The organism is Urinicoccus massiliensis (assembly GCF_900120405.1).
GTDB lineage: Bacteria > Bacillota > Clostridia > Tissierellales > Peptoniphilaceae > Urinicoccus > Urinicoccus massiliensis.
Window position 1 is genome coordinate 1092013 of sequence record NZ_LT635493.1, and the last position, 19964, is coordinate 1111976.

Below are 19964 nucleotides of genomic sequence, written 5' to 3' on the forward strand. Positions count from 1 at the left end.
TTTCTTGTTCCTTGAATGACTCTATTGTAAAATGAACTTTGGAAAATTACAAGATAGGGGAAAAATTTCCCGGAACTTTGTGGTAAGATAAAAGGAGTTTGAAAGAGGTGATGGTGTGAAAATTGCAATTGTTGGTGGCGGAGCCGGAGGCCTATTTTTAGCCAGCCTCCTGCCGGGAGCCACTGTATTTGAAGGAAAAGACCGGGTGGGAAAAAAATTATTGGTAACAGGTAACGGCCGTTGTAACCTGTCCAACCAAGACATGGACCTAGGCCACTTCCATGGAAATAAGGACCTAATCCAGGCCGTCTTTCAAAGGGCCAGCCAGGACCAAGTCCTGGACCATTTTAGCCTTCTGGGCCTGGATACCCTGGCCGACCACCGGCAAAGGATCTACCCCAGGACCCTCCAGGCCTCCAGCCTGGTCAACATCTTAAGACGCCGGGTCCAAGAAAACAACCAAGTCTTTTGCCAAAGAGAAATCCTAGCCATCCGACCTGAAAAAGAAGGCTTTGTTTTAAAAGACCAGGAGGGCCAAGAAGAATTTTTTCACAAGCTAGTCCTGGCTACTGGGGGCCTGGCCATGCCCAAGTCCGGGTCCCGGGGACAAGGCTACAAGTTAGCCCAAAGCCTGGGCCATACAGTGACCCCAACCTTTCCTGCCATTGTCCAGGTCAAGACCCAGGACCCCTTTTTAAACCACCTCCAAGGTGTTAAAGTAGAAGGTCTCTTGGAAGCCTACCAGGATGGGGAAAAGCTGGCTCAGGAGGCTGGAGAAATTTTAATCACCAACTACGGCCTGTCAGGACCTCCGGTCCTGGACCTGTCCCGGAGGGCCAACCTGGCCTTTAGGGAGGGGAAAAAAGTAACCTTTCATTTCAGCCTCTTAAATGGAAGCCAGGACCTAGACCAAGTCTACACCTATGTCCAGGAAAGAACCTACCAATACTACCACCTGAGCCTGGAAGAATTTTTAGAGGGCCTGGTCCATAAAAAATTCATCCATGTCCTGGCCAAGAGCTTGGACCTGTCCAAGGAAACCCCCTTGCAGGACCTGGCCTACCAAGACCTGGAAAGATTTTGGCGGCTCCTGGCCCACTACCAAATGGATATGACGGGGACCATGGGCTATGACCAAGCCCAGGTAACCTGTGGTGGAGTGTCGGGCCTGGAAGTAGATGGGACCTGCCAGTCCAAGATCCATCCCGGCCTCTACATGATAGGGGAGCTTTTGGATGTGGATGGAGATTGCGGGGGCTACAATCTCCAATGGGCCTGGTCCTCAGCCATGGCCTGTGCCCAGGGGATTTTACAGGAAGAAAAATAGGATTTAAAAGTTTTGAGGAGAAGTATTTTCAAATCCTAGATGTTTTGGTTTTTATGAAGAATGTAGTAGTCTTCAAGGGTAGCTTCTACGGAAACAGAATTTTCTAATAACTCTCCTGTATATCGAATTTTTAATCCCTTTTCCTCATAACGCATTCGAATAATATGAACTTTTTTATCATAGATTTTGAGAGCTTGGAAGGGAATGTACTTTTCAAAAATTTTTCCACCCATTTTATCAATGAGTATATCGGATGTAGTTTTTGCTCTAATTTTCCCATCATTTAAAATAATAATATTTTTTGTAATGGCTTCAATGTCGGAAATGATATGTGTAGAGAAGAGAATAATTTTGTCCTTGGACATATTAGATAGGATATTTGAAAATCGAATTCTCTCCCCAGGGTCTAGACCTGCCGTTGGCTCATCTAAAATAAGAATTTTTGGATCATTGAGGATAGCCTGGGCGATACCTACTCTTCGTTTCATTCCTCCGGAAAAATTGGATACTTTTTTGTCCTTTACATCCTCTAAGTTTACAAAAGATAGAACTTGGGGGATTTTTTCTTTTAGTGTGGCTTTACTTAAACCTTTTAGGGCACCCATATAGGTTAAAAACTCATAGGCTGTAAAACCAGGAAAAACAGAAAATTCTTGGGGCATGTAACCTAAGAGACTTCGATATTTTTCCTTTAACTGAGAAATATCCTCTTCTTGGTAATAAATTTGACCACTACTTGGCTTGTCTACACCGACTAAAATCCGCATTAAGGTAGATTTCCCAGCACCGTTATCTCCTAAAAGACCATAAATACCAGAATTTAATTCTAAATTGATGTCTGAAAGGGCAAGTTTTTTTCCAAAATGTTTGCTTAAGTTTTCAATTTTTAACATGATAAAATCTCCTTATTGCTAGCTGAAAGTTTTCTTTTTTCTAAGAGATAGACCAATCCATAAGATAATAGAGAAGAGGAGAGGAAAGATTAGAGAATCTAGGTAATAGGATTGTAAACTGTGATAGGATAAACTAGAATTAAAGTTTTCGATGTTGATTAGAGAGAGGGGAGATAAAAGAAGAAACTTCCTGGAAGACGGGGAAGTCCATAGGGATTGGAGTAAAAAATGGATAGAGACATAGGCTAGGACAAGGGAGAAGGAAAGCTTGGTGTCTTCTACTAATTCTCCCAAAAGAAGGAAGAGGAGAACAAAGCAAAGAGTTAGTAAAAGACCGTTACAAAGTTTATAGATAAAATATTGGAGATAGGTGACCTGAATGGGAAAGAGAAAAAACTCTTTAGAATTTTGAATGAAGAGGTCCTGGCCATCCCTTCCATAAATAAAAAAGACCAGGAGGGAAAAGAGGAAAACTCCACCGAGATAGGTGAAAAGACCAATTTCTAGACTATTCACGATGCGAGCTTCAAAGAGCTTTTTCTTCCCATAAAGAGTGGCTTCCACCAGGTCCTTAGTTTTAAGCCGGTCATCCTCCTTCATAATGGGAAGGAGAAGAAAGACCAAGGCCAGAAGGACTGCGTAGAAAATCTTATCAAAATTTCGAAGAAGAACCTTCCAGCCTTCACAATAGCCAATGAGGATTTTGTCCAAATCTTTTATGGTATTATCCTGGTAGGTCTTTTTGATTAAGTCCATTCGGTAGTCAAAGAAACCTTGTGTTGAAGGCTTTTCTCCTTGGAGGAGGGCATCATTTAGATTTTCAACAAATAAAAAGTCTTTAATATCAACCTTCTCTTTTGCCAAATGTTCTTGGGGGAGTTTGTATTTACTTATTAATCGATTTACTTCTTCATTGTCGTACCATTTTTGATTCATGAGATAGCGGTATTCTGTCCCATCTGAAATTTCCACATGGAAGCTCCCTTGTAAGTATTGATTTTGTTCATCCTTAATGAAATAAATGGAAGAAACCAATAAAAATAGACAGAGGGTCAAAAGATAGGAGAAGGGAAGAATCCTTCTTCGGTTGACTGTTAATAAATACTTCATTTTCCCTTCCCTCCTTTTAAGTAGTAGTGATTCATGAAAGGCATGGCGAAGATTCGACTGATAGAAATGTAGGCCAAAGATAAGAAAAAAGCTGTCAAAGTATAGGGAAAGACGTGGCCTTTAAGGACCAAAAGTTTGGAAAGAGAAAAGTTGTAGCGGACAAAATTTTGCGGCGTAAAGAAGGCGAGGGTATTGGCCCAGGGCTGGGGAGAGGCCGCCCACTTATTCAGCCAAATTAAAATGAGGGTCAAAAGAACAAGAGATACCCTTGTCTTGTGGAAAAACATGGAGACAAAAAGAATAATATTGACCATGACCAGGCTAGCAAAATACCCGGATAGGGCCTCTAGGAAAAAGCCCTGGCAGGTGGTGAGGTTAAAAATAGCTGGGCTGGAATAAAATTCTATCGAGGCATTAGCTCCGTGGAGGGAGTAAATCATCCAGTGATAAACCAGTAAAAAGCCTAGGTAAGCGAGATAGGCTAAACTGGCAAAAATTTCTCCTGCTCTTAGCTTGGCCAAGTAAAGACCAAAACGACCTTTTTTTGTGTGTAAGTCCATTTCAGTAAATCCCTGCTCATCATCAGATGAAGTTAGAGCAGAGAGGGCCAGGACTAAATAGATTAAAAACAGATAAAAAGTCATGTGGAGAAAGTCTCGCATATACCGCCAGCCTTCATTATAAGCATAGTAGAAAGGACGTTTCACCTGACGCGCCTGGTGCAAGATACTTTGAACTTGGGCTTGGCTATAGGGATGGTCCGATCTATGGATCCAAGCTTTTACGGCCTTTAAACGGTCTTGGTAAAAACCTTCAATCTCTTGGTCGCTCATCTGGATGGAGAAGTCTTGAATTCCATTACTAGAGGGAAAATTCAAACTTTCCGCGAGCCATTGAAAGGGGTAAATCAACTTTAAGCCAAGGTCTTTTTCTTCAGATCGTGCGCCTTCAACAAAGTCTTTTTCTTTACTTTGCCTATAGAGAGACCGAACTTTTTTCATTTGACTTTTAGTTAAAAAGCCATCGTATTTGACTCCTTCTTTTTTCAGTAAAGCCCAATAGGAAAGGCCAGATCCAAAATTTTCTTCGTCTAAGACCATGTCTAGAGATTGACCATAGGGAAGCATCTTGGCCAAGCAAATTAAAAGAAATAGGCAGGCAATGAGAAGATTATTCTTAGTAAATATTTTTTTACATTCGAGTTTTGTTACAACAAACATTGATTTTCAGCTCCTGAGTATACTTGTCTTAATGTAGTCGTCATTGTTTCCCTTTTTTCCAAGCTTTTATTGAAGGGCCTTTTTTAAGTCATAGTAAGACCCGGCAAAGACTACTCTCCATTCTTTTTGTCCCTGGGGTTTGGCCAGGATGAGCTCATCATACTTGCCATCCAACCGTCTGGCTTCATAGGCAAAGAGGTCTTCGTTTTTAAGACCTTGGATTGGGCCCTTTCGTTTGTCTAAAGGAATGGAGCCAATTAAGTCAACTACTCGATAGTCTACAGTTTGCATAAAGACCAAATCTGCATTGTGGTCGTTCTCGTGACCGTCCTCTCTTGGAGGATAAACATCTGGTTTTGATTCAATATAATTTTCAGTCGCTTGATCTAAATCTGCAAACAAGCCTTCAGTCCTTTGAGAGTCTATAGGCCCTAAAACAATGTCTCCACCTCTTTTAACAGATCCGGCCCAACCTTCTTCTAACCAATCCTTTCTATTCTTTGCCCTTTGTTTGGCAATTTTTTTATCTGCAGCAATGTCTTCAAGACTTCGGCCGTCAGGATTTTCCGATTTTTGTCCTTGAGGATTTTCGGTTTTTGCTTGGTCTTGAACCAGGGAATAGGTGGATTCTTTTTTCAGATAGAGGGCAGAAGCTAGAATAATTAGGACCACGAGAAGGCCTAGGATTATTTTTTTACTTTTCATTAGAATACATCTCCTTTTTCTCTGATTATAGGGGAGAAACTCATCAAAAACAGTTAACTTTTGTCCGAAATCTTCCGAAAAAAAGAAGAAGGTCTTAGACACTTCTTCTTAAAAGGGGTCAATATAGCCAATTTCTCTGGCTTTTTGAACCATCTCCTGGTAATTTTTAACCTCTAACTTGCTGTAGATACGGTTTAAAAGAACAGCCAAGGAGGAGGTGGACATAAAAGACTCTTTAGCAACTTCTTTCCGAGGTTTTCCTGAAGCATAGAGGCGGAGAATTTTTAGTTCTGTCTCTGTTAATTTTTCTGGAAGATGATTTTTAGGAGGGAAGTAGGTTTTATTTTCCAAGCAAACACTTCGAATTTTATTCAAAAGACTTTGGGCAGATTCTTCCTTAGAAATAAAGCCGGAACAACCAATTTCTTTCGCCTTTTCTTGGTAGTAGTCTAAATTATAACCGGTTAAAATTAAAACCTTGCTTTCATATTCTCGGATTAAAGTTTCACTTAACTTTAGGCCATTTTCTCCCTTAGCTAAGCCATCTAAGTTAATATCAACGAGAAATAAATCATAGGCTTCTTCTTTTAATTTTGCTTCGAGATCTTGTCTATTTTCTAGGATATCCACTTGGATTTCTCCGCTGGATTCTAGATCTGTCTTTAAATATTGGGCCAACATTTTATGATCTTCGATTAACATAATCTTCATGGATTCGCTCCTTTTTTATGGGGAGGTCTAGATAAAAAGCCAGGTAGCCTTCTTCTTGGTTTTTACCTTCCTTCATTTTAAAGTGACCTCCCAATCGTTTGGTCTCAAAGGTCAATAACTTTAAACCTGTGCTAGTGTTTGGGCCGGAATTTTTGTCCAAATAATCCCCATAGTTCACCATTGATAAAAAAATTTGCTCTTCTTTATTCGCTAGGTTGATTTCTGTGTAGGAACCCTTGCCATGTTTAAAGAGATTGCTGACGAGCTCATAAAGAACCTTGTAGATAAATCGGTCATAGGGACCAGGAAGGAGGAAATCATCAGGGCAAGTGAAGTCGATTAAAATGCCCTGGTTTTGATACTTGTCTTCCAAGTCCTTAATGAGCTGGTAATAAGTGTTATTTAAACTTTCCCTGGGATTTAAGATAGGGTCATAAGCATTTAACTCTTGGCGAATTTTTTTGATATTGCTAGAGAGAATTGCTAGAATTTGTTCTTTTTCTTCAAAAGGCTGAGCTCTTTGGACTAATTTTTGCAAGAGGATGTTATCTTGCAGAATCATATCATGGAGAAAACGAGTATTTTTTTCGGCATAGAGTTGGGCATACTTATCTAGTAAGAGGTTTTCTTTGCTCTTGTCTAATAGACTATCAATATCTTGATGGCTGAGGTCTTGGTAATTGAAATAAGAAGAAATCATGACAAAAAATGCACTTAAGTAAAAAGCCAGGAAGAAGAGTTGGAAAAAATTACTTGGAAAGCCATTAACCATAAAAAGAATTAAAAAAAGAAGAAAGCAGACTTGAATCCATTTTTTTAAGGGAGAAGAGAAGTCTTTGAAGGATAAGTGGTAAGATTTTACCAACAAATAAATTAAAATTCCTGCCAAAACGCTCATCATATAGAATTCCTCAAAATTATTTAAATAATTCCAAAAAGAGGAGAAATAAAAACTTCCTAATAAATAGAGGGCTAAGAAGCTAGAAGTTAAAATCATAAGTTGATAACTATAAAGCCCCCGATCGTCAATATCTTTTCTTTTGATGAGAAAAAAGAGGAGGGGAAATAAGCAAAGGAGAAAGTAAATCCATAGAAACAAAAAATTGACATCAAGAGAGGAGAAGTTTGATAAAAGAAAAATTATTAGGAAGAAGAGAACAGTTCCAAGGCGAAAGAAGTTAAAATGATATTGGCCTTCTAAAATAATATCCATATAGGAAAAAATAAGTTGAAAGATAAAAAAATACCGAAGAAGCAGAAGGTTGTTTAGGACATAAGAGACGAGGGTGTCTTCTAAGATAAAATAAAGAGGAATCCATAGGAGGGTTGTGCAAACCCTGTAAATATAGGTTTTCTTCCGCTCTTCTAAAAGAATGAAAAAAGAAATAAAAATTGTGAGGGAAAAAAGGCTGGATAGAATTAAGATATGGGGATTATTGGCTCCCTTTTTGATAAAGATTAAGTAAAACCAATATAGGGAAAATTGGGTGATAATATGAGCCCAAAGTAAAATTGGTTTTTTATAAGATAAAATTTGTTTCATGACTTCCTCCACATTTTGCTTTTTCTTTATTCTTATCATACTGGATTAAAAAGAAAAATGCAGCTAACTTTTGTCTAAATTTTATAGAAAGAATTTTTTAAAAAGTCCCCTAAAAAGGCCAAACATTCTATGAAAAAGAAAGATGAAATCTAAAAAATAATTTATACTATACCTTTTCTATGTTATAATAGGGAAATAAGGAGGCTTGGATGAAAGAACTATATAAAGAGCTAAAAGCCTATGGCAAGATCAGGGTGGGCATCGTGGGATGCGGCCTAATGGGAAGCCATCTTTTGGCCCAACTAAACAAGCTTGACCACTTCATCCCTGTAGCCATTGCAAGTCGCAGGATTGAATCCATCCAAAGGGCTTGCCAGGAAGCGGGAATCGACCAAGCGGAAGTCAAAGTATGTCATGATTTAGAAGAAGCAAAAAAATACATAGCCCATGGCTACCTCATTGCCACCACAGACAACCAACTCCTAACTGACCTGGACCTGGATTGCCTGGTAGATGCAACGGGTAATACCGTAGCTGGGGCTGAAATCAGCCTGGCTGCCCTGAAAAAGGGCATCCACCTGGTGTCTTTAAATGTGGAAATGGATGTCTTAATTGGCCCCTATTTAAGAGAGTTGGCCCGGGAAAATAAGCTGGTCTACACCGGGACCTATGGCGATGAGCCGGGGTCCATCCAAGAGCTTTACGAGTTTTGCAACTTTGTGGGCCTGGAAGTTATTGCCCTGGGTAAGGGGAAAAATAACCCCCTTAACCGCCATGTGACCCAGGAGGAAGTCCGGGAAGAGGCCTTGAAAAAGGGCCTGTCCCCCCGGATGTTGACGTCCTTTGTAGATGGGACCAACACCATGATTGAACTCAACTGCGTTTGCAATGCCACGGGCTTTTTACCCGATATAGACGGCTGTCACGGCCTCAAGGCTGACCCGGAAAGTCTGGTGGACTTCTTTGGACCGGACAAAAAAATCAAAAAAACGGGCGTTGTGGACTTTGTCCATGGCATGGCTCCAGGGGTTTTTGCCCTAGTCAAGGGCCAAGACGCCATGATGGACAAGGAACTCCAATTTTTAAAGATGGGCAAGGGGCCCTACTATACTATTTTCAGGCCCTACCACCTAACCAGTATTGAAACCCCCATCTCCATTGCCAAGGCCGTTTTAAGACAGGAGGAAAGTGTCCTGTCTACAGACCTTGTGGCCCAAACTGTGGCCATGGCCAAAAGGGACTTAGACCCCGGCCAAAGCCTGGGAGGCATTGGGTCCAACCAGGTTTATGGACTTTTAACTTCAGCCAGCCGGGCCAAGAGGGAAAACTTGGTCCCCATAGGTCTTTTAACAGACAAGGCCTATCTCAAGGACAAGGTCTATAAAGACCAGCCCCTGACCTTTGACCAAGTAGACCTGGAGGATACCTTGCTTTACCGGATCTACCAAGAAATGTAATTGCCTTTGACAAAGGGAAAAAAATACATTAGAATGAGAGGGTGACTATGAGAATCACACTAGAAATTGATTATGCCTTTCGGATTGTAGCCCATCTTGCTGAAAGACAAGGGCAAGTTGTAGGGGCCCCTATAATTGCAGACCAAGAATGCATTCCCGACCGCTTTACCCTGCGAATTCTTCGCAAGTTAAACCTGGCAGGAATTACAGGCTCCAAGAGGGGGGCCAATGGAGGCTACTACCTGGCCAAGGATAGGGACGATGTAACCCTATATGATATTATCCTGGCAGTAGACGGGCCCATTGAAATCAACCGTTGCCTCATGGCAGAAAATTCTTTTTGTTCCAGACGGGAAAAGGGCCATCAAATTTGCAATTGCCCCTTCCACATCAAGCTTGAAGAAATCCAGGGAGATGTGGTAGAATCATTTAAACAGCAAAAAATTTCAGATTTTTTAAGAACAAAAAACCCTGAAGAGACGGCTGTAGACGAATCTTAATCTAGAGAGTTGGGACTAGGTGGAAGCCCGATATTAAGATGTCTATGGGATCAGCTCTGAGTTTTGGCTAGGAAATGAGCCAACAGTTGTCCCCTGTTATAGGACCTAGAGTGCAGGAAACTGTAGTAGGGTGGTACCGCGGATATTTCGTCCCTGAGCGTAAGCTTGGGGATTTTTTTTATAGTAAAAAGGAGGAGACATGGAAAAATTTGCACCCTTAAGTAAAAAACCGGTTGTTGAAAGAGAGAAGGAAGTTGCCGATTATTGGGATAAAATTGACCTTTTAGATCGGTCTGTAGATAGTCGGGAGGGCTGTGAGCCCTTTGTCTTTTATGAAGGTCCCCCAACGGCCAATGGTCGCCCGGGGATCCACCACGTCATGGCCCGGACCCTCAAGGATCTGACCTGCCGCTACAAGACCATGCAGGGCTTCCAAGTCCGGAGAAAGGCCGGCTGGGACACCCACGGTCTGCCAGTGGAAATTGAAGTGGAAAAGAAGCTGGGTCTCCACGACAAAAAAGATATTGAAAAATACGGCGTAGAAGCCTTTAACAAAAAATGCCGGGAGTCCGTCTTTGAATACGAGTCCCTTTGGCGGCAAATGACCAAGGAAATGGGCTACCTCATTGACCTGGACGACCCCTATATCACCCTGGACAACGACTATATTGAAACAGTTTGGTGGATTCTAAACAAGATGTATGAAGACGGCTTAGTCTACGAAGGCCACAAGATCCTGCCCTACTGCCCCCGCTGTGGAACCGGCCTGGCCTCCCACGAAGTGGCCCAAGGCTATGAAGAAATTTCCACCAAAACCGTAACGGTAAAATTCAAAAAATCCGATGAAGATGCCTACTTTTTGGCCTGGACCACAACTCCCTGGACCCTGCCCTCCAACGTGGCACTAACAGTCAATCCGGAAGTGATCTATGCCAAGGTCAAGGTGGATGATACAGTCTACTACCTGGCCAAAAACCTCATCTCCAATGTCTTTGGAGATGCTCAAGTAGAAATTTTAGAAGAATTCAAGGGCCAAGACATGGAATATTGGGAATACGACCAATTGCTTCCCTTTATCAAACCCGACAAAAAGGCCTTTTTCATTACAGTAGCCGACTATGTAACCATTGAAGATGGGACTGGGATTGTCCACTCTGCTCCAGCCTTTGGGGAAGATGACTACCAAACTGGTCGTCGCTACAACCTGCCCATGATCAAGCCTGTAGACGAGGAAGGCAAGTTCACCGACACCCCCTGGAAGGGGACCTTTGTCATTGATGCTGACCCGGATGTGCTCCACTATTTAAAAGACCACGGCCTCATGTTCAAGTCCCAAAAGATGAAGCACAACTACCCCCACTGCTGGCGCTGCCATACTCCCTTGATCTACTACGCCCACCCCTCCTGGTATGTGGAAGTAACCAAATTCAAGGACAAGCTAGTAGAAAACAATAAAAAAGTCAACTGGTATCCAGACTTTGTAGGAGAAAAACGCTTTGGCAACTGGTTGGAAAACCTAAATGACTGGGCCATTTCCCGGTCCCGGTATTGGGGAACCCCATTGCCCATCTGGCGGTGTGAAGAATGTGGAGAAACCACTTCTGTAGGATCCCGTCAAGAATTGGCAGACCGAGCCATTGAAGATATTGACCCCTCCATCGAACTCCACCGCCCCTATGTAGATGACGTCCATCTAAAATGTAAGTGTGGCGGCCGCATGACCCGGGAAAGTGACGTTGTGGATGTTTGGTTCGATTCAGGAGCCATGCCCTTTGCCCAATGGCACTACCCCTTTGAGCACAAGGAAGACTTCTTCGAAAAGAAGTTCCCAGCAGACTTTATCAATGAAGGAATTGACCAAACCCGGGGCTGGTTCTACTCTCTTTTGGCCATCTCCACCTATATCACTGGAGAAAGCCCCTATAAAAATGTCCTGGTCAACGACCTGATCCTGGACAAGGACGGCAAGAAGATGAGTAAGAGCCGGGGCAACACCGTGGACCCCTTCAAGCTCTTTGACCAATACGGGGCCGATGTGGTCCGTTGGTATTTGATGTATGTATCTCCCCCATGGTCTCCCACCAAGTTTGATGAAGACGGCCTGAGAGATACAGAATCCAAGTTCTTCCGGGGCCTGAAAAATATCTACCACTTCTTCAGCCTCTATGCCAATACTTCTGGCATCCAAATGGAAGACTTAGGCCTGGAAGGAAAGGACCTGACAGAAATCGACCTTTGGCTTTTATCTAAATACAACCACCTGGTAGCTGAAGTTGTAGAAAACATGGAAAAATTTGAACTCACCAAGGTGGTCCGGATGATCCAAGACTTTGTTGTGGAAGACTTCTCCAACTGGTATATCCGGAGAAACCGTCGTCGTTTCTGGAAGTCCGATGCAGATGGGGACCTAAAGGCCGTTTTTGCCACCACCTATGCTGTGCTTTTAGGCGTGGTAAAACTCTGTGCTCCCTTTATCCCCTTCCTGACAGAAGAACTCTACCAAGAACTCACTGGCAAGGAATCTGTCCACCTGGACCACTATCCCAAGGCAGACCCCAGCTATTATAGAAATGACTTAGAAGAACAAATGGACCTGGTTCGCAACCTGGTAACCCTGGGCCGGGCCAGCCGGGAAAATGCCGGTATCAAGGTCCGTCAACCCCTGTCCGAAGTCTTAGTAGACGGAAAATACAAGGCCATCATTGGCGACTTAACCGACCTGATCCAAGAAGAATTAAATGTCAAGGAAGTACGCTATGAAGACGACTTGAGCCAATTCATGAACTATGAATTAAAACCCAACTTCCCGGTAGCCGGACCCAAGCTTGGGAAAAATATCCGGGCCTTCCAAAACTACCTGGCAGAAGCCAAGGCCAAGGACCTGGTGGACCAATTAGACCAAGGGCCTGTAAGTGTGACCCTGGAGGGCCAAGACTACTCCATTGAAAAAGATGACATCCTGGTCCGGATCCACTCCAAGGAAGGCTTTGATGTCAGCATGGAAAACAACCTCTTTGTCATCTTGGACACAGAATTAAGTCCAGACCTGATCTTGGAAGGGGACATGCGGGAATTTGTCTCCAAGGTCCAACAACTGCGTAAGGCAAAAGACCTGGATGTGGCTGACCATATCCACCTGACCTATGACGGAGACCCCGACATCCTAAAGGCCATTGACCACTACAAGGACTTTGTCCAAAAAGAAGTCCTGGCCGACAGTCTAACCCAAGGAAAGGTAGATGGAGAAGCCATCTCCCTAAATGGCAAGGACGCCTATATCCAAATCACAAAGGCATAAAATTTGAAGATCTATATCGTCCGCCACGGACAGACCCAGTGGAATACCGAAAGTAGGATGCAGGGAGCCCTGGATTCCCCCCTGACCCAGGAGGGAATCCGGGCAGCCCATGCCCTTAAGGAAAAAATAAAAGACCTGGACCTGGATGCCATCTACACCTCTCCCCAAGGTCGGGCCCTGACTACGGCCCAAATTTTAAGGGGAGACCGGGACCTGGCCCTGGTCCAAGATCCGGACCTGAGAGAATTATCCGTTAAGATTTGGGAGGGGCGAGTTTTCGACCAAGTGAAAAAAACCCACCCTCAAGACCTCCACCGCTATTTAAAGGAGCCTCAAAATTACCATCCTCCCGGAGAGGAAAACTACTATGACCTTATGGACAGGGCCAGGGGTTTTTTAAACCGCCTCAAGGCCCAGGACCATAAAAATGTCCTGGTGGTTAGCCATGGAGTCACTATCAACGCCCTTTTAAATGTCATGGAGGGGATTCCTGTAGAAGATTTTTGGAAAAAGCCCCTGGTTCTGGGAACAGAACTTTCCCTTGTAGAAGAAAAGGACGGGGCCTACCAAGTAATTTACAGGGCCGGCCCAGTGAATGATGTAACTTATTAGAAGCATAGGATCCTATGCTTCTTTTTTTGTCCCCAAAGGCCTGGCCAGGAAGTAGAACAACCTCCCTTAAGGCTTTTTGAGAATTCCTCCTAATGAATTTACAAGGTCCGCCGGCTATGGTATAATGAGGACATAAAAACGTTATCATATGTAAGGAGGAATCAATTTTGAAGGTTTATACAACAGAAAATGTACGCAACTTAGCCCTAGTAGGCCATAGCGGCAGTGGGAAGACCAACTTAACCGAAGCCATGCTTTTCCAATCCGGAGCCATTCAAAAGATTGGCCATGTGGATGAAAAAAATACAATGTCCGACTTTTCAAAAGAAGAAAGAGAAAGAGGATCGTCCATTGGCACCAGTATTATTCCCGTTGAATGGCGGAATAAGAAACTCAACATTATTGATACTCCAGGGACCATCGACTTTATTGGAGAAGCCCAAGGAGCTCTAAGGGCCAGTGAAGCCGTCCTGATGATTATTGATGCCACAGCCGGAGTCCAAGTAGGTAGCGAAAGAATGTGGAAGTACACAGAAAAAATAGGCCTGCCCCGGATTATTTTTGTCAATAAAATTGACGGAGAAAATGTCAACTTCAGAGCCCTTATGGAAGAGCTAGAAGATAAATTCGGTAAAAAGGTCATTCCCTTTTCCGTTCCCATAGGAGAAGGCGAAGACTTTGTAGGTGTAACAGACGTTATCTTCCAAAAAGGCTACAAGTACACCAAGGGTGCTCCTGAAGATGCTCCCTTAAACCACGACCAAGTCAAGGCCACAGAACGGATGTATGAAGAAATCGCCGAAGTGGTAGCTGGAGCCGATGAAGTTTTAATGGAAAAATACTTTTCCGGAGAAAAATTCACCCGGGAAGACCTCTTACGGGGAGTTACAGAAGCCCTGGTAGCCGGAGATGCCGTTCCTCTATTGGTGGGTTCTGCTGAAAAAGGCATCGGGATTGACATCCTTCTAAATACCATCATCAACTACATGCCAGCCCCCAACCACGACCAAGCCCATATCGGCTTCCGTTATGAATCTGGGGAAGAACGCCAAGTTTCTCCAGACCAACCCTATTCTGCTGTCGTCTTTAAAACCATTACCGACCCCTTTGTTGGAAAAATTTCCATCTTCAAGGTCCTGTCCGGTAAGATCACCAAGGACACAGCCCTCTACAATGCCAATGAAGAAAGCCCAGAAAAAATGGGCGGCCTCTATATTATGCGGGGCAAGGAACAAATGGCCGTAGATGAAATTTACGCCGGGGACATTGGAGCCACCACCAAACTAGCCCACACCCTAACAGGCCACACCCTTTGTGACAAGGCCCACCCTGTCCTTTACAAGATGATGAAACAACCATCTCCAGTTATCTACTATGCCATCGAACCTGAATCCAAGGGAGACGAAGAAAAAATTTCCACCTCCCTCCACCGCCTCCAAGAAGAAGACCCCTCCTTTGTTATTGAACGCAACCCTGAAACCAAACAATTAACCATTGGAGGTCAAGGAAGCGTCCAATTGGATGTCATCTTGGAAAAATTAAAGAACACCTTTGGCGTTGCCACCAAGAAGGTTCCCTTTATCATTCCCTATCGGGAAACCATCAAGGGCAAGACCGAAGTCCAAGGAAAGCACAAGAAACAATCCGGTGGCGCCGGCCAATACGGAGACGTTTGGATCCGCTTTGAACCCTGTGATGAACACTTTATCTTTGCTGAAGAAGTCTTTGGTGGAGCCGTTCCTAAAAACTACTTCCCAGCCGTAGAAAAAGGCCTGGAAGAAGCCATGGAACATGGAGTCCTGGCAGGCTTCCCCATGACCGGAGTCAAGGCCACCCTCTACGATGGATCCTACCACGATGTAGACTCCAACGAAATGTCCTTTAAATTGGCTGCAGCCCTGGCCTACCGCAAGGGGATTGAAGAAGCCAAACCCATCCTTCTAGAACCCATCATGAAGGCCGAAGTCTCCATTCCAGATGAATACCTGGGAGATGTTATGGGAGACATGAACAAGCGCCGCGGCCGGATCCTAGGTATGGACCAAAAAGCTGACGGAACCCAAGTTCTCATCGCCGAAGCCCCCCAAGCAGAAATGTATGAATACGCCATAGACCTCAGGGCCATGACCCAAGGTCGGGGATCCTTCACCATGGAATATGCCCGTTACGAAGAAGTACCCAAGGACATTGCAGAAAAAATTATTGCAGACCATAAGGCGGAATAAGCCGACAATAGAGAAAAACCATGCCGGGACTGGCCTACAGCCCCGGCTTTTTATGTCCAGCCTAAGAAAAATAAAAAGGAAGCCCTTCCAACATTGTCGGGGGAAAAGCCCTGTGTTAGAATAGAGGAAGAGGTGACCTTGTGAATCCCAAATATGCCAACTATCTCATTTTAGCCAATGACTTTTTAGAAAAAAACCAATTAAAAAAGGCCCAAAGAGCCTTTGAAAAATCCTTACATTTTGCCCAGACCAAGAAGGAGCAGGTGGACAGTCTGTTTGAACTGGCGGACCTTTCCCTGCAACTAGAGGACCCGGCTGGGGCCCAGGACCTTTTTCGCCAGATTTTGAGCCTGGAAAACCACCCTGGGGCCTACTACGGCCTGGCCATTAGCGGAGAGAGTTTGGGCCAGGACAAGGACCAAATCATTCAAAACTATCAAGAGGCCATCCGCCTGGACCCTTCTTACACCAAGGCCTATTTTTACCTGGCCCATGTCTATTTTGACCTGAAGGACTATGACCAGGCCCGGGACCTCTTCCTCCGTTGCCTGGACCTGGAGCCGGAGGACTTTGTCTGCTACAACGACCTGGGCAGTCTCTATGAAGAGCAAAAAGACTACCAAAAGGCCCGGACCTATTTTTTAAAGTCCCTGGACCTCTGTCCCAGCTATGCCCGGGCCCTCTACAATATGGGGGTGGTGGAAAACCGCCTGGGTCGGCCTCGACAGGCCCTGGCCTATTATGAAAAAAGCCTGGAGGAATACTCCCATCCCTATACCTATCTAAACATGTCGGCCATCTACTTCGCCTTGCAGGAGGACCGGGAGGCCGAAAAGATCCTCAAGCGGGGTTTGACCCACCACCAGGACAGCGTCAACCTCCACTATAACCTGGCCTGTGCCTATGTCCACCTAAAGGACCCGGCCCGAGCCCTAGAAGAATTAAAAAAAGCCATAAAAATAAACCCCCATGCCCGGAATTGGGCAGGGACGGATATAGACTTAAAAGAACTTGTAAAGGAGCTATAGATGATTATTATAAAGACACCCCAACAAATCGAAAAAATGCACCAAGCTGGCATCCTCTTAGCCAGCGTCCATAAGGAATTAAGAAAGAGAATCAAACCCGGAGTCAAAACCATCGAATTGGACCAATTTGTGGAGGACTACCTGGTCCAAAGAGGGGCCTACCCAGAACAAAAAGGCTACGAGGGCTTCCCCTATAGCATCTGCGCCAGCGTCAACGACGAAATTTGCCACGGCTTTCCCAGCAACCGGGTCTTGGAAAATGGCGACATCATCACCGTAGACATGGTGGTCCGGATTGGGGACTGGCTGGCAGATTCCGCCTGGTCCTACCGGGTGGGTCAAGTTTCCAAGGAAGCCGACGACCTTCTAAAGGTCACCAAGGCCTGCCTCTATGAGGGTATTAAAAAGGCCCAAATCGGCAACCGACTAGGGGACATTGGCCACGCCGTTCAAAGCTATGCCGAATCCCGGGGCTACAGTGTGGTGCGGGAATTTGTAGGCCATGGCATCGGCCAAGAAATGCACGAAGACCCCCAAGTCCTCCACTATGGCAAGGAGGGCCGAGGCCTGAGAATCCAAGAAGGCATGGTCTTTACCATTGAACCCATGATCAATATCGGCAAGGCCGACCTAACCATGGACGACAACGGCTGGACAGCCCGGACCCTGGACGGATCTTTAAGTGCCCAATACGAACATACCCTGGCCATTACCAAGGACGGTCCCATCATCCTGACAGACCAGGGAGATGAGGATGAGTAAGTCTGTCAATCTCTTGGAGGGATCCATTAGCCGGGGACTCTTAAAACTTTCCCTGCCCCTAATGGCTTCTTCCTTAATTGGCATTGCCTATACCATTACCGATGCCATGTGGCTGGGTCGCCTCAGCACCCAGGCCGTGTCCTCAGTGGGAACCACCCACTTTTACGTTTGGATGCTCCAAGCCCTGGCCCTCATTGCTTCAGTGGGGATTAGCGTGGGTCTTTCCCAGGCCTTTGGCAGCAAAAACCAAGAAGAGGCAAGACGGGTTATGAAGGCTGGCCTGACCGTTTGTCTGGGCCTAAGCCTCCTGGCTGCCCTGGGCCTCTTTTTGGCCAGCGACCCCATTATTTCTATCTATCAACTTTCAGCCAAGGCCCACCAGGATGCCGTGACCTATTTAAAAATCATCAGCCTGGGGACTGTCTTTATCTTTATGACCCCCTTTTTAACGGCAAGTTTTTACGCCCGGGGCGATAGCCTGACCCCCTTTAAGATTTCCATCCTGGCCCTGGTTTTTAACATCGTCTTTGACCCAGTCTTGATCTTTGGCTGGGGACCCTTTCCCCGACTGGAAGTAGCTGGAGCCGCCATTGCCTCTGTCTTGGCCCAGGTCCTGGCCACATCCTTACTCCTCTACGCTTCCTACATCAGAAAAGGTGTTATCTTCCAAATGAAGAAAACCACCCCCCTGGACCTCCACCATGTCAAGGACATTTTCAGCCTGGGGATTCCGGCCTGTATCCACTCCTTGATCCACGCCTTTGTGGGGATGGTCCTGGTGAGTTACGTTTCAGGCTTCGGCCAAACCTATATTGCCGTCTACACCATCGGGTCCCAACTGGAGAGCCTGGCCTGGATGAGTGCCGAGGGTTTTTCCCAAGCCATGACCACCTTTATGGGACAAAACTACGGGGCCAAAAAATTCCACCGCCTCCACCAAGGCTACCTAACGGGCATGGTCATTGTGGGTTGCTTTGGCCTGGCCTCCACCCTCATGCTTTTTTTCGGCCGCTACCACCTCTTTAGCCTCTTTTTACCCAAGGACTTGGAAACCGCCTACCATGGGGGCCAATACCTGATTATTTTGTCCTTTTCACAAATTTTTATGACCCTGGAAATTGGCACAGCCGGGGCCTTAAACGGCCTGGCCTTGACCAAGTACCCGGCCATTATTGCCACTGTCTTTAACCTCTTCCGGATTCCCCTGGCCCTGGCCCTGATGCCGGCCTTTGGAGTCAACGGAATTTGGGCCGCCATGAGCGTCTCCAGCATCCTCAAGGGGACCTTCCATGTGGCCGCCTACTTTTACTTTCAAAAACGCACTGACCACTTTTCCAAAAACATGGCCAAGTATGTCAGTAGAATTGCTCAGGAGGGAGAACTATGACCTTAAAACAACTTGCACAAAAAACCCACGGCGAAAAAATTGCCGTATTTGAAACAGACCTAGGCCGGATTAAATTCCGCCTCTTCCCAGAAGTAGCCCCCAAGGCTGTGGAAAACTTTATAGGCCACATCCAAGAAGGCTACTACGACGGCATCCTCTTTCATAGGGTCATTGACGGCTTTATGATCCAAGGGGGCGACCCCACAGGCACCGGCATGGGGGGAGAATCCATTTGGGGCAAACCCTTTGAAGATGAATTCCACACCGACTACCGAAACTTTCGAGGAGCCCTGTCCATGGCCAATGCCGGTCCCAGAACCAATGGCAGCCAATTTTTCATCGTCCAAGGATCAGACATCGACCCCCACATCATCCGGCAAATGAGGGCCCTGGGTCCAGACGGGGGCTACCCCGACCCAGTGGTGGAAGCCTATGAAAACCTAGGTGGCGCCTACTGGCTAGACGGCAAACACACCGTCTTTGGCCAAGTTTTGGAAGGCATGGAGGTAGTGGATGATATTGCTGCTTCGTCTGTCGATGCCCAAAACCGTCCTTTAAAGGAAATAAAAATTCAAAAAGCCTATATGGAAGATTGAAAGGGGACCCGCCAGGGTCTCTTTTTACTTTTGGGCCAATAGTGGATAGGCTTGATAGAGATTGGCAAGTATGGTAAAATAAAAAAAGGACAAAAGATTTTTATCTTAAAGGACAAAGATGGTCAAAGGATGATTTTATGGCAAAACTGACAAATTCAATAGAAGAATACATTATCAAGCTTTTAGAAAGTGGCGACGGGATTGTGGAAATCCAACGTAGCCTTTTGGCAGAGCATTTTTCCTGCGCCCCCTCGCAAATCAACTACGTTTTAACCACCCGCTTTACCCCCTACAAGGGCTACTTTGTAGAATCCAGACGGGGTGGCGGAGGCTACATCCGGATTGTGGAAGTAGACATGACAGACGAATTTTCCCTCTATGCCAAGGAGCTGGAAGACGGCATCACAGTCCTCCATGGGAAAAATATCTTGCGGTCCCTCTATGACCAGGGGCATATTTCTCTCAGGGAAAGGCAAATTTTAGACCTGGCCCTGTCCGATGCCTCCCTTCAAGGGGCCCAAGATAAGAACAAGGTCCGGGGAGATATTTTAAAAAATATCCTCCTATCGGTTTTCAATAAGGAGGTTTAA

17 protein-coding genes are annotated in these 19964 nt (G+C 45.3%); 11 read left to right on the forward strand and 6 right to left on the reverse strand.

Annotated features, from left to right (window positions below):
* Window positions 1-115 precede the first annotated feature (115 nt).
* A complete protein-coding gene (locus tag BQ7400_RS09710; RefSeq protein ID WP_072470375.1) occupies window positions 116-1327 on the forward strand; it encodes a BaiN/RdsA family NAD(P)/FAD-dependent oxidoreductase in 1212 nt (403 codons plus the stop codon).
* 35 nt (window positions 1328-1362) lie between these two features.
* Here the strand turns inward: BQ7400_RS09710 and BQ7400_RS09715 are convergent, their stop codons facing one another.
* From BQ7400_RS09715 to BQ7400_RS10500, 6 genes are all read right to left on the reverse strand, one after another.
* The gene (locus tag BQ7400_RS09715) at window positions 1363-2220 is read right to left on the reverse strand and encodes an ABC transporter ATP-binding protein (protein WP_034440175.1); all 858 of its coding nucleotides are present in this window, start codon (window positions 2218-2220) and stop codon (window positions 1363-1365) included.
* Window positions 2221-2238: 18 nt separating this feature from the next.
* Entirely contained in the window at window positions 2239-3330 is a 1092-nt protein-coding gene (locus BQ7400_RS09720; protein WP_072470377.1) for a hypothetical protein, read from the reverse strand.
* Window positions 3327-4550, reverse strand: coding sequence for a hypothetical protein (locus tag BQ7400_RS09725; RefSeq protein WP_072470379.1), 1224 nt, complete (start codon window positions 4548-4550; stop codon window positions 3327-3329). The genes BQ7400_RS09720 and BQ7400_RS09725 overlap by 4 nt, the downstream gene beginning before the upstream one ends.
* A 66-nt stretch (window positions 4551-4616) precedes the next feature.
* Window positions 4617-5255 carry a hypothetical protein gene (locus BQ7400_RS09730; RefSeq protein ID WP_072470381.1) on the reverse strand — a complete coding sequence of 213 codons (639 nt, stop codon included), beginning with the start codon at window positions 5253-5255 and terminating at the stop codon, window positions 4617-4619.
* A gap of 108 nt (window positions 5256-5363) precedes the next feature.
* Window positions 5364-5966, reverse strand: a complete 603-nt coding sequence (locus tag BQ7400_RS09735; RefSeq protein WP_072470382.1) for a response regulator transcription factor — start codon at window positions 5964-5966, stop codon at window positions 5364-5366.
* Complete coding sequence (locus BQ7400_RS10500; RefSeq protein ID WP_144019934.1) at window positions 5938-6738, reverse strand: sensor histidine kinase; 801 nt, start codon at window positions 6736-6738, stop codon at window positions 5938-5940. The genes BQ7400_RS09735 and BQ7400_RS10500 overlap by 29 nt, the downstream gene beginning before the upstream one ends.
* Window positions 6739-7718: 980 nt before the next feature.
* Here BQ7400_RS10500 and BQ7400_RS09745 point away from each other — a divergent pair.
* From BQ7400_RS09745 to BQ7400_RS09790, 10 genes are all read left to right on the forward strand, one after another.
* Window positions 7719-8966 (forward strand): NAD(P)H-dependent oxidoreductase, encoded by a 1248-nt coding sequence (locus BQ7400_RS09745; protein WP_034440187.1) that lies wholly within the window; start codon window positions 7719-7721, stop codon window positions 8964-8966.
* Window positions 8967-9013: 47 nt separating this feature from the next.
* Window positions 9014-9466, forward strand: coding sequence for an RrF2 family transcriptional regulator (locus tag BQ7400_RS09750; RefSeq protein ID WP_072470386.1), 453 nt, complete (start codon window positions 9014-9016; stop codon window positions 9464-9466).
* A gap of 199 nt (window positions 9467-9665) precedes the next feature.
* Window positions 9666-12764: an isoleucine--tRNA ligase gene (gene ileS, locus BQ7400_RS09755; RefSeq protein ID WP_072470388.1), complete on the forward strand. Its 3099-nt coding sequence runs from the start codon at window positions 9666-9668 to the stop codon at window positions 12762-12764.
* A 3-nt stretch (window positions 12765-12767) separates the two neighbouring features.
* Window positions 12768-13376 carry a histidine phosphatase family protein gene (locus tag BQ7400_RS09760; protein WP_072470389.1) on the forward strand — a complete coding sequence of 203 codons (609 nt, stop codon included), beginning with the start codon at window positions 12768-12770 and terminating at the stop codon, window positions 13374-13376.
* Between the two features lie 167 nt (window positions 13377-13543).
* A complete protein-coding gene (fusA, locus tag BQ7400_RS09765; protein WP_072470390.1) occupies window positions 13544-15601 on the forward strand; it encodes an elongation factor G in 2058 nt (685 codons plus the stop codon).
* 140 nt (window positions 15602-15741) lie between these two features.
* Window positions 15742-16629 (forward strand): tetratricopeptide repeat protein, encoded by an 888-nt coding sequence (locus BQ7400_RS09770; protein WP_072470392.1) that lies wholly within the window; start codon window positions 15742-15744, stop codon window positions 16627-16629.
* On the forward strand, window positions 16630-17391 hold the full coding sequence (gene map / locus BQ7400_RS09775; RefSeq protein ID WP_034440197.1) for a type I methionyl aminopeptidase: 762 nt from the start codon (window positions 16630-16632) through the stop codon (window positions 17389-17391).
* Entirely contained in the window at window positions 17384-18778 is a 1395-nt protein-coding gene (locus tag BQ7400_RS09780) for an MATE family efflux transporter (protein ID WP_072470394.1), read from the forward strand. Before map ends, BQ7400_RS09780 begins: the two co-directional genes overlap by 8 nt.
* Window positions 18775-19374 carry a peptidylprolyl isomerase gene (locus tag BQ7400_RS09785; RefSeq protein WP_072470396.1) on the forward strand — a complete coding sequence of 200 codons (600 nt, stop codon included), beginning with the start codon at window positions 18775-18777 and terminating at the stop codon, window positions 19372-19374. Before BQ7400_RS09780 ends, BQ7400_RS09785 begins: the two co-directional genes overlap by 4 nt.
* Window positions 19375-19511: 137 nt before the next feature.
* The gene (locus tag BQ7400_RS09790) at window positions 19512-19964 is read left to right on the forward strand and encodes a CtsR family transcriptional regulator (RefSeq protein ID WP_034440206.1); all 453 of its coding nucleotides are present in this window, start codon (window positions 19512-19514) and stop codon (window positions 19962-19964) included.

Coding starts and splice junctions, on each gene's coding strand:
- BQ7400_RS09715 (WP_034440175.1), bottom strand. CDS start 2,220: ATGTTAAAAATTGAAAACTTAAGCAAACATTTTGGAAAAAAACTTGCC.
- BQ7400_RS09720 (WP_072470377.1), bottom strand. CDS start 3,330: ATGAAGTATTTATTAACAGTCAACCGAAGAAGGATTCTTCCCTTCTCC.
- BQ7400_RS09725 (WP_072470379.1), bottom strand. CDS start 4,550: ATGTTTGTTGTAACAAAACTCGAATGTAAAAAAATATTTACTAAGAAT.
- BQ7400_RS09730 (WP_072470381.1), bottom strand. CDS start 5,255: ATGAAAAGTAAAAAAATAATCCTAGGCCTTCTCGTGGTCCTAATTATT.
- BQ7400_RS09735 (WP_072470382.1), bottom strand. CDS start 5,966: ATGAAGATTATGTTAATCGAAGATCATAAAATGTTGGCCCAATATTTA.
- BQ7400_RS10500 (WP_144019934.1), bottom strand. CDS start 6,738: ATGGTTAATGGCTTTCCAAGTAATTTTTTCCAACTCTTCTTCCTGGCT.
- BQ7400_RS09745 (WP_034440187.1), top strand. CDS start 7,719: ATGAAAGAACTATATAAAGAGCTAAAAGCCTATGGCAAGATCAGGGTG.
- BQ7400_RS09750 (WP_072470386.1), top strand. CDS start 9,014: ATGAGAATCACACTAGAAATTGATTATGCCTTTCGGATTGTAGCCCAT.
- ileS (WP_072470388.1), top strand. CDS start 9,666: ATGGAAAAATTTGCACCCTTAAGTAAAAAACCGGTTGTTGAAAGAGAG.
- map (WP_034440197.1), top strand. CDS start 16,630: ATGATTATTATAAAGACACCCCAACAAATCGAAAAAATGCACCAAGCT.
- BQ7400_RS09780 (WP_072470394.1), top strand. CDS start 17,384: ATGAGTAAGTCTGTCAATCTCTTGGAGGGATCCATTAGCCGGGGACTC.
- BQ7400_RS09785 (WP_072470396.1), top strand. CDS start 18,775: ATGACCTTAAAACAACTTGCACAAAAAACCCACGGCGAAAAAATTGCC.
- BQ7400_RS09790 (WP_034440206.1), top strand. CDS start 19,512: ATGGCAAAACTGACAAATTCAATAGAAGAATACATTATCAAGCTTTTA.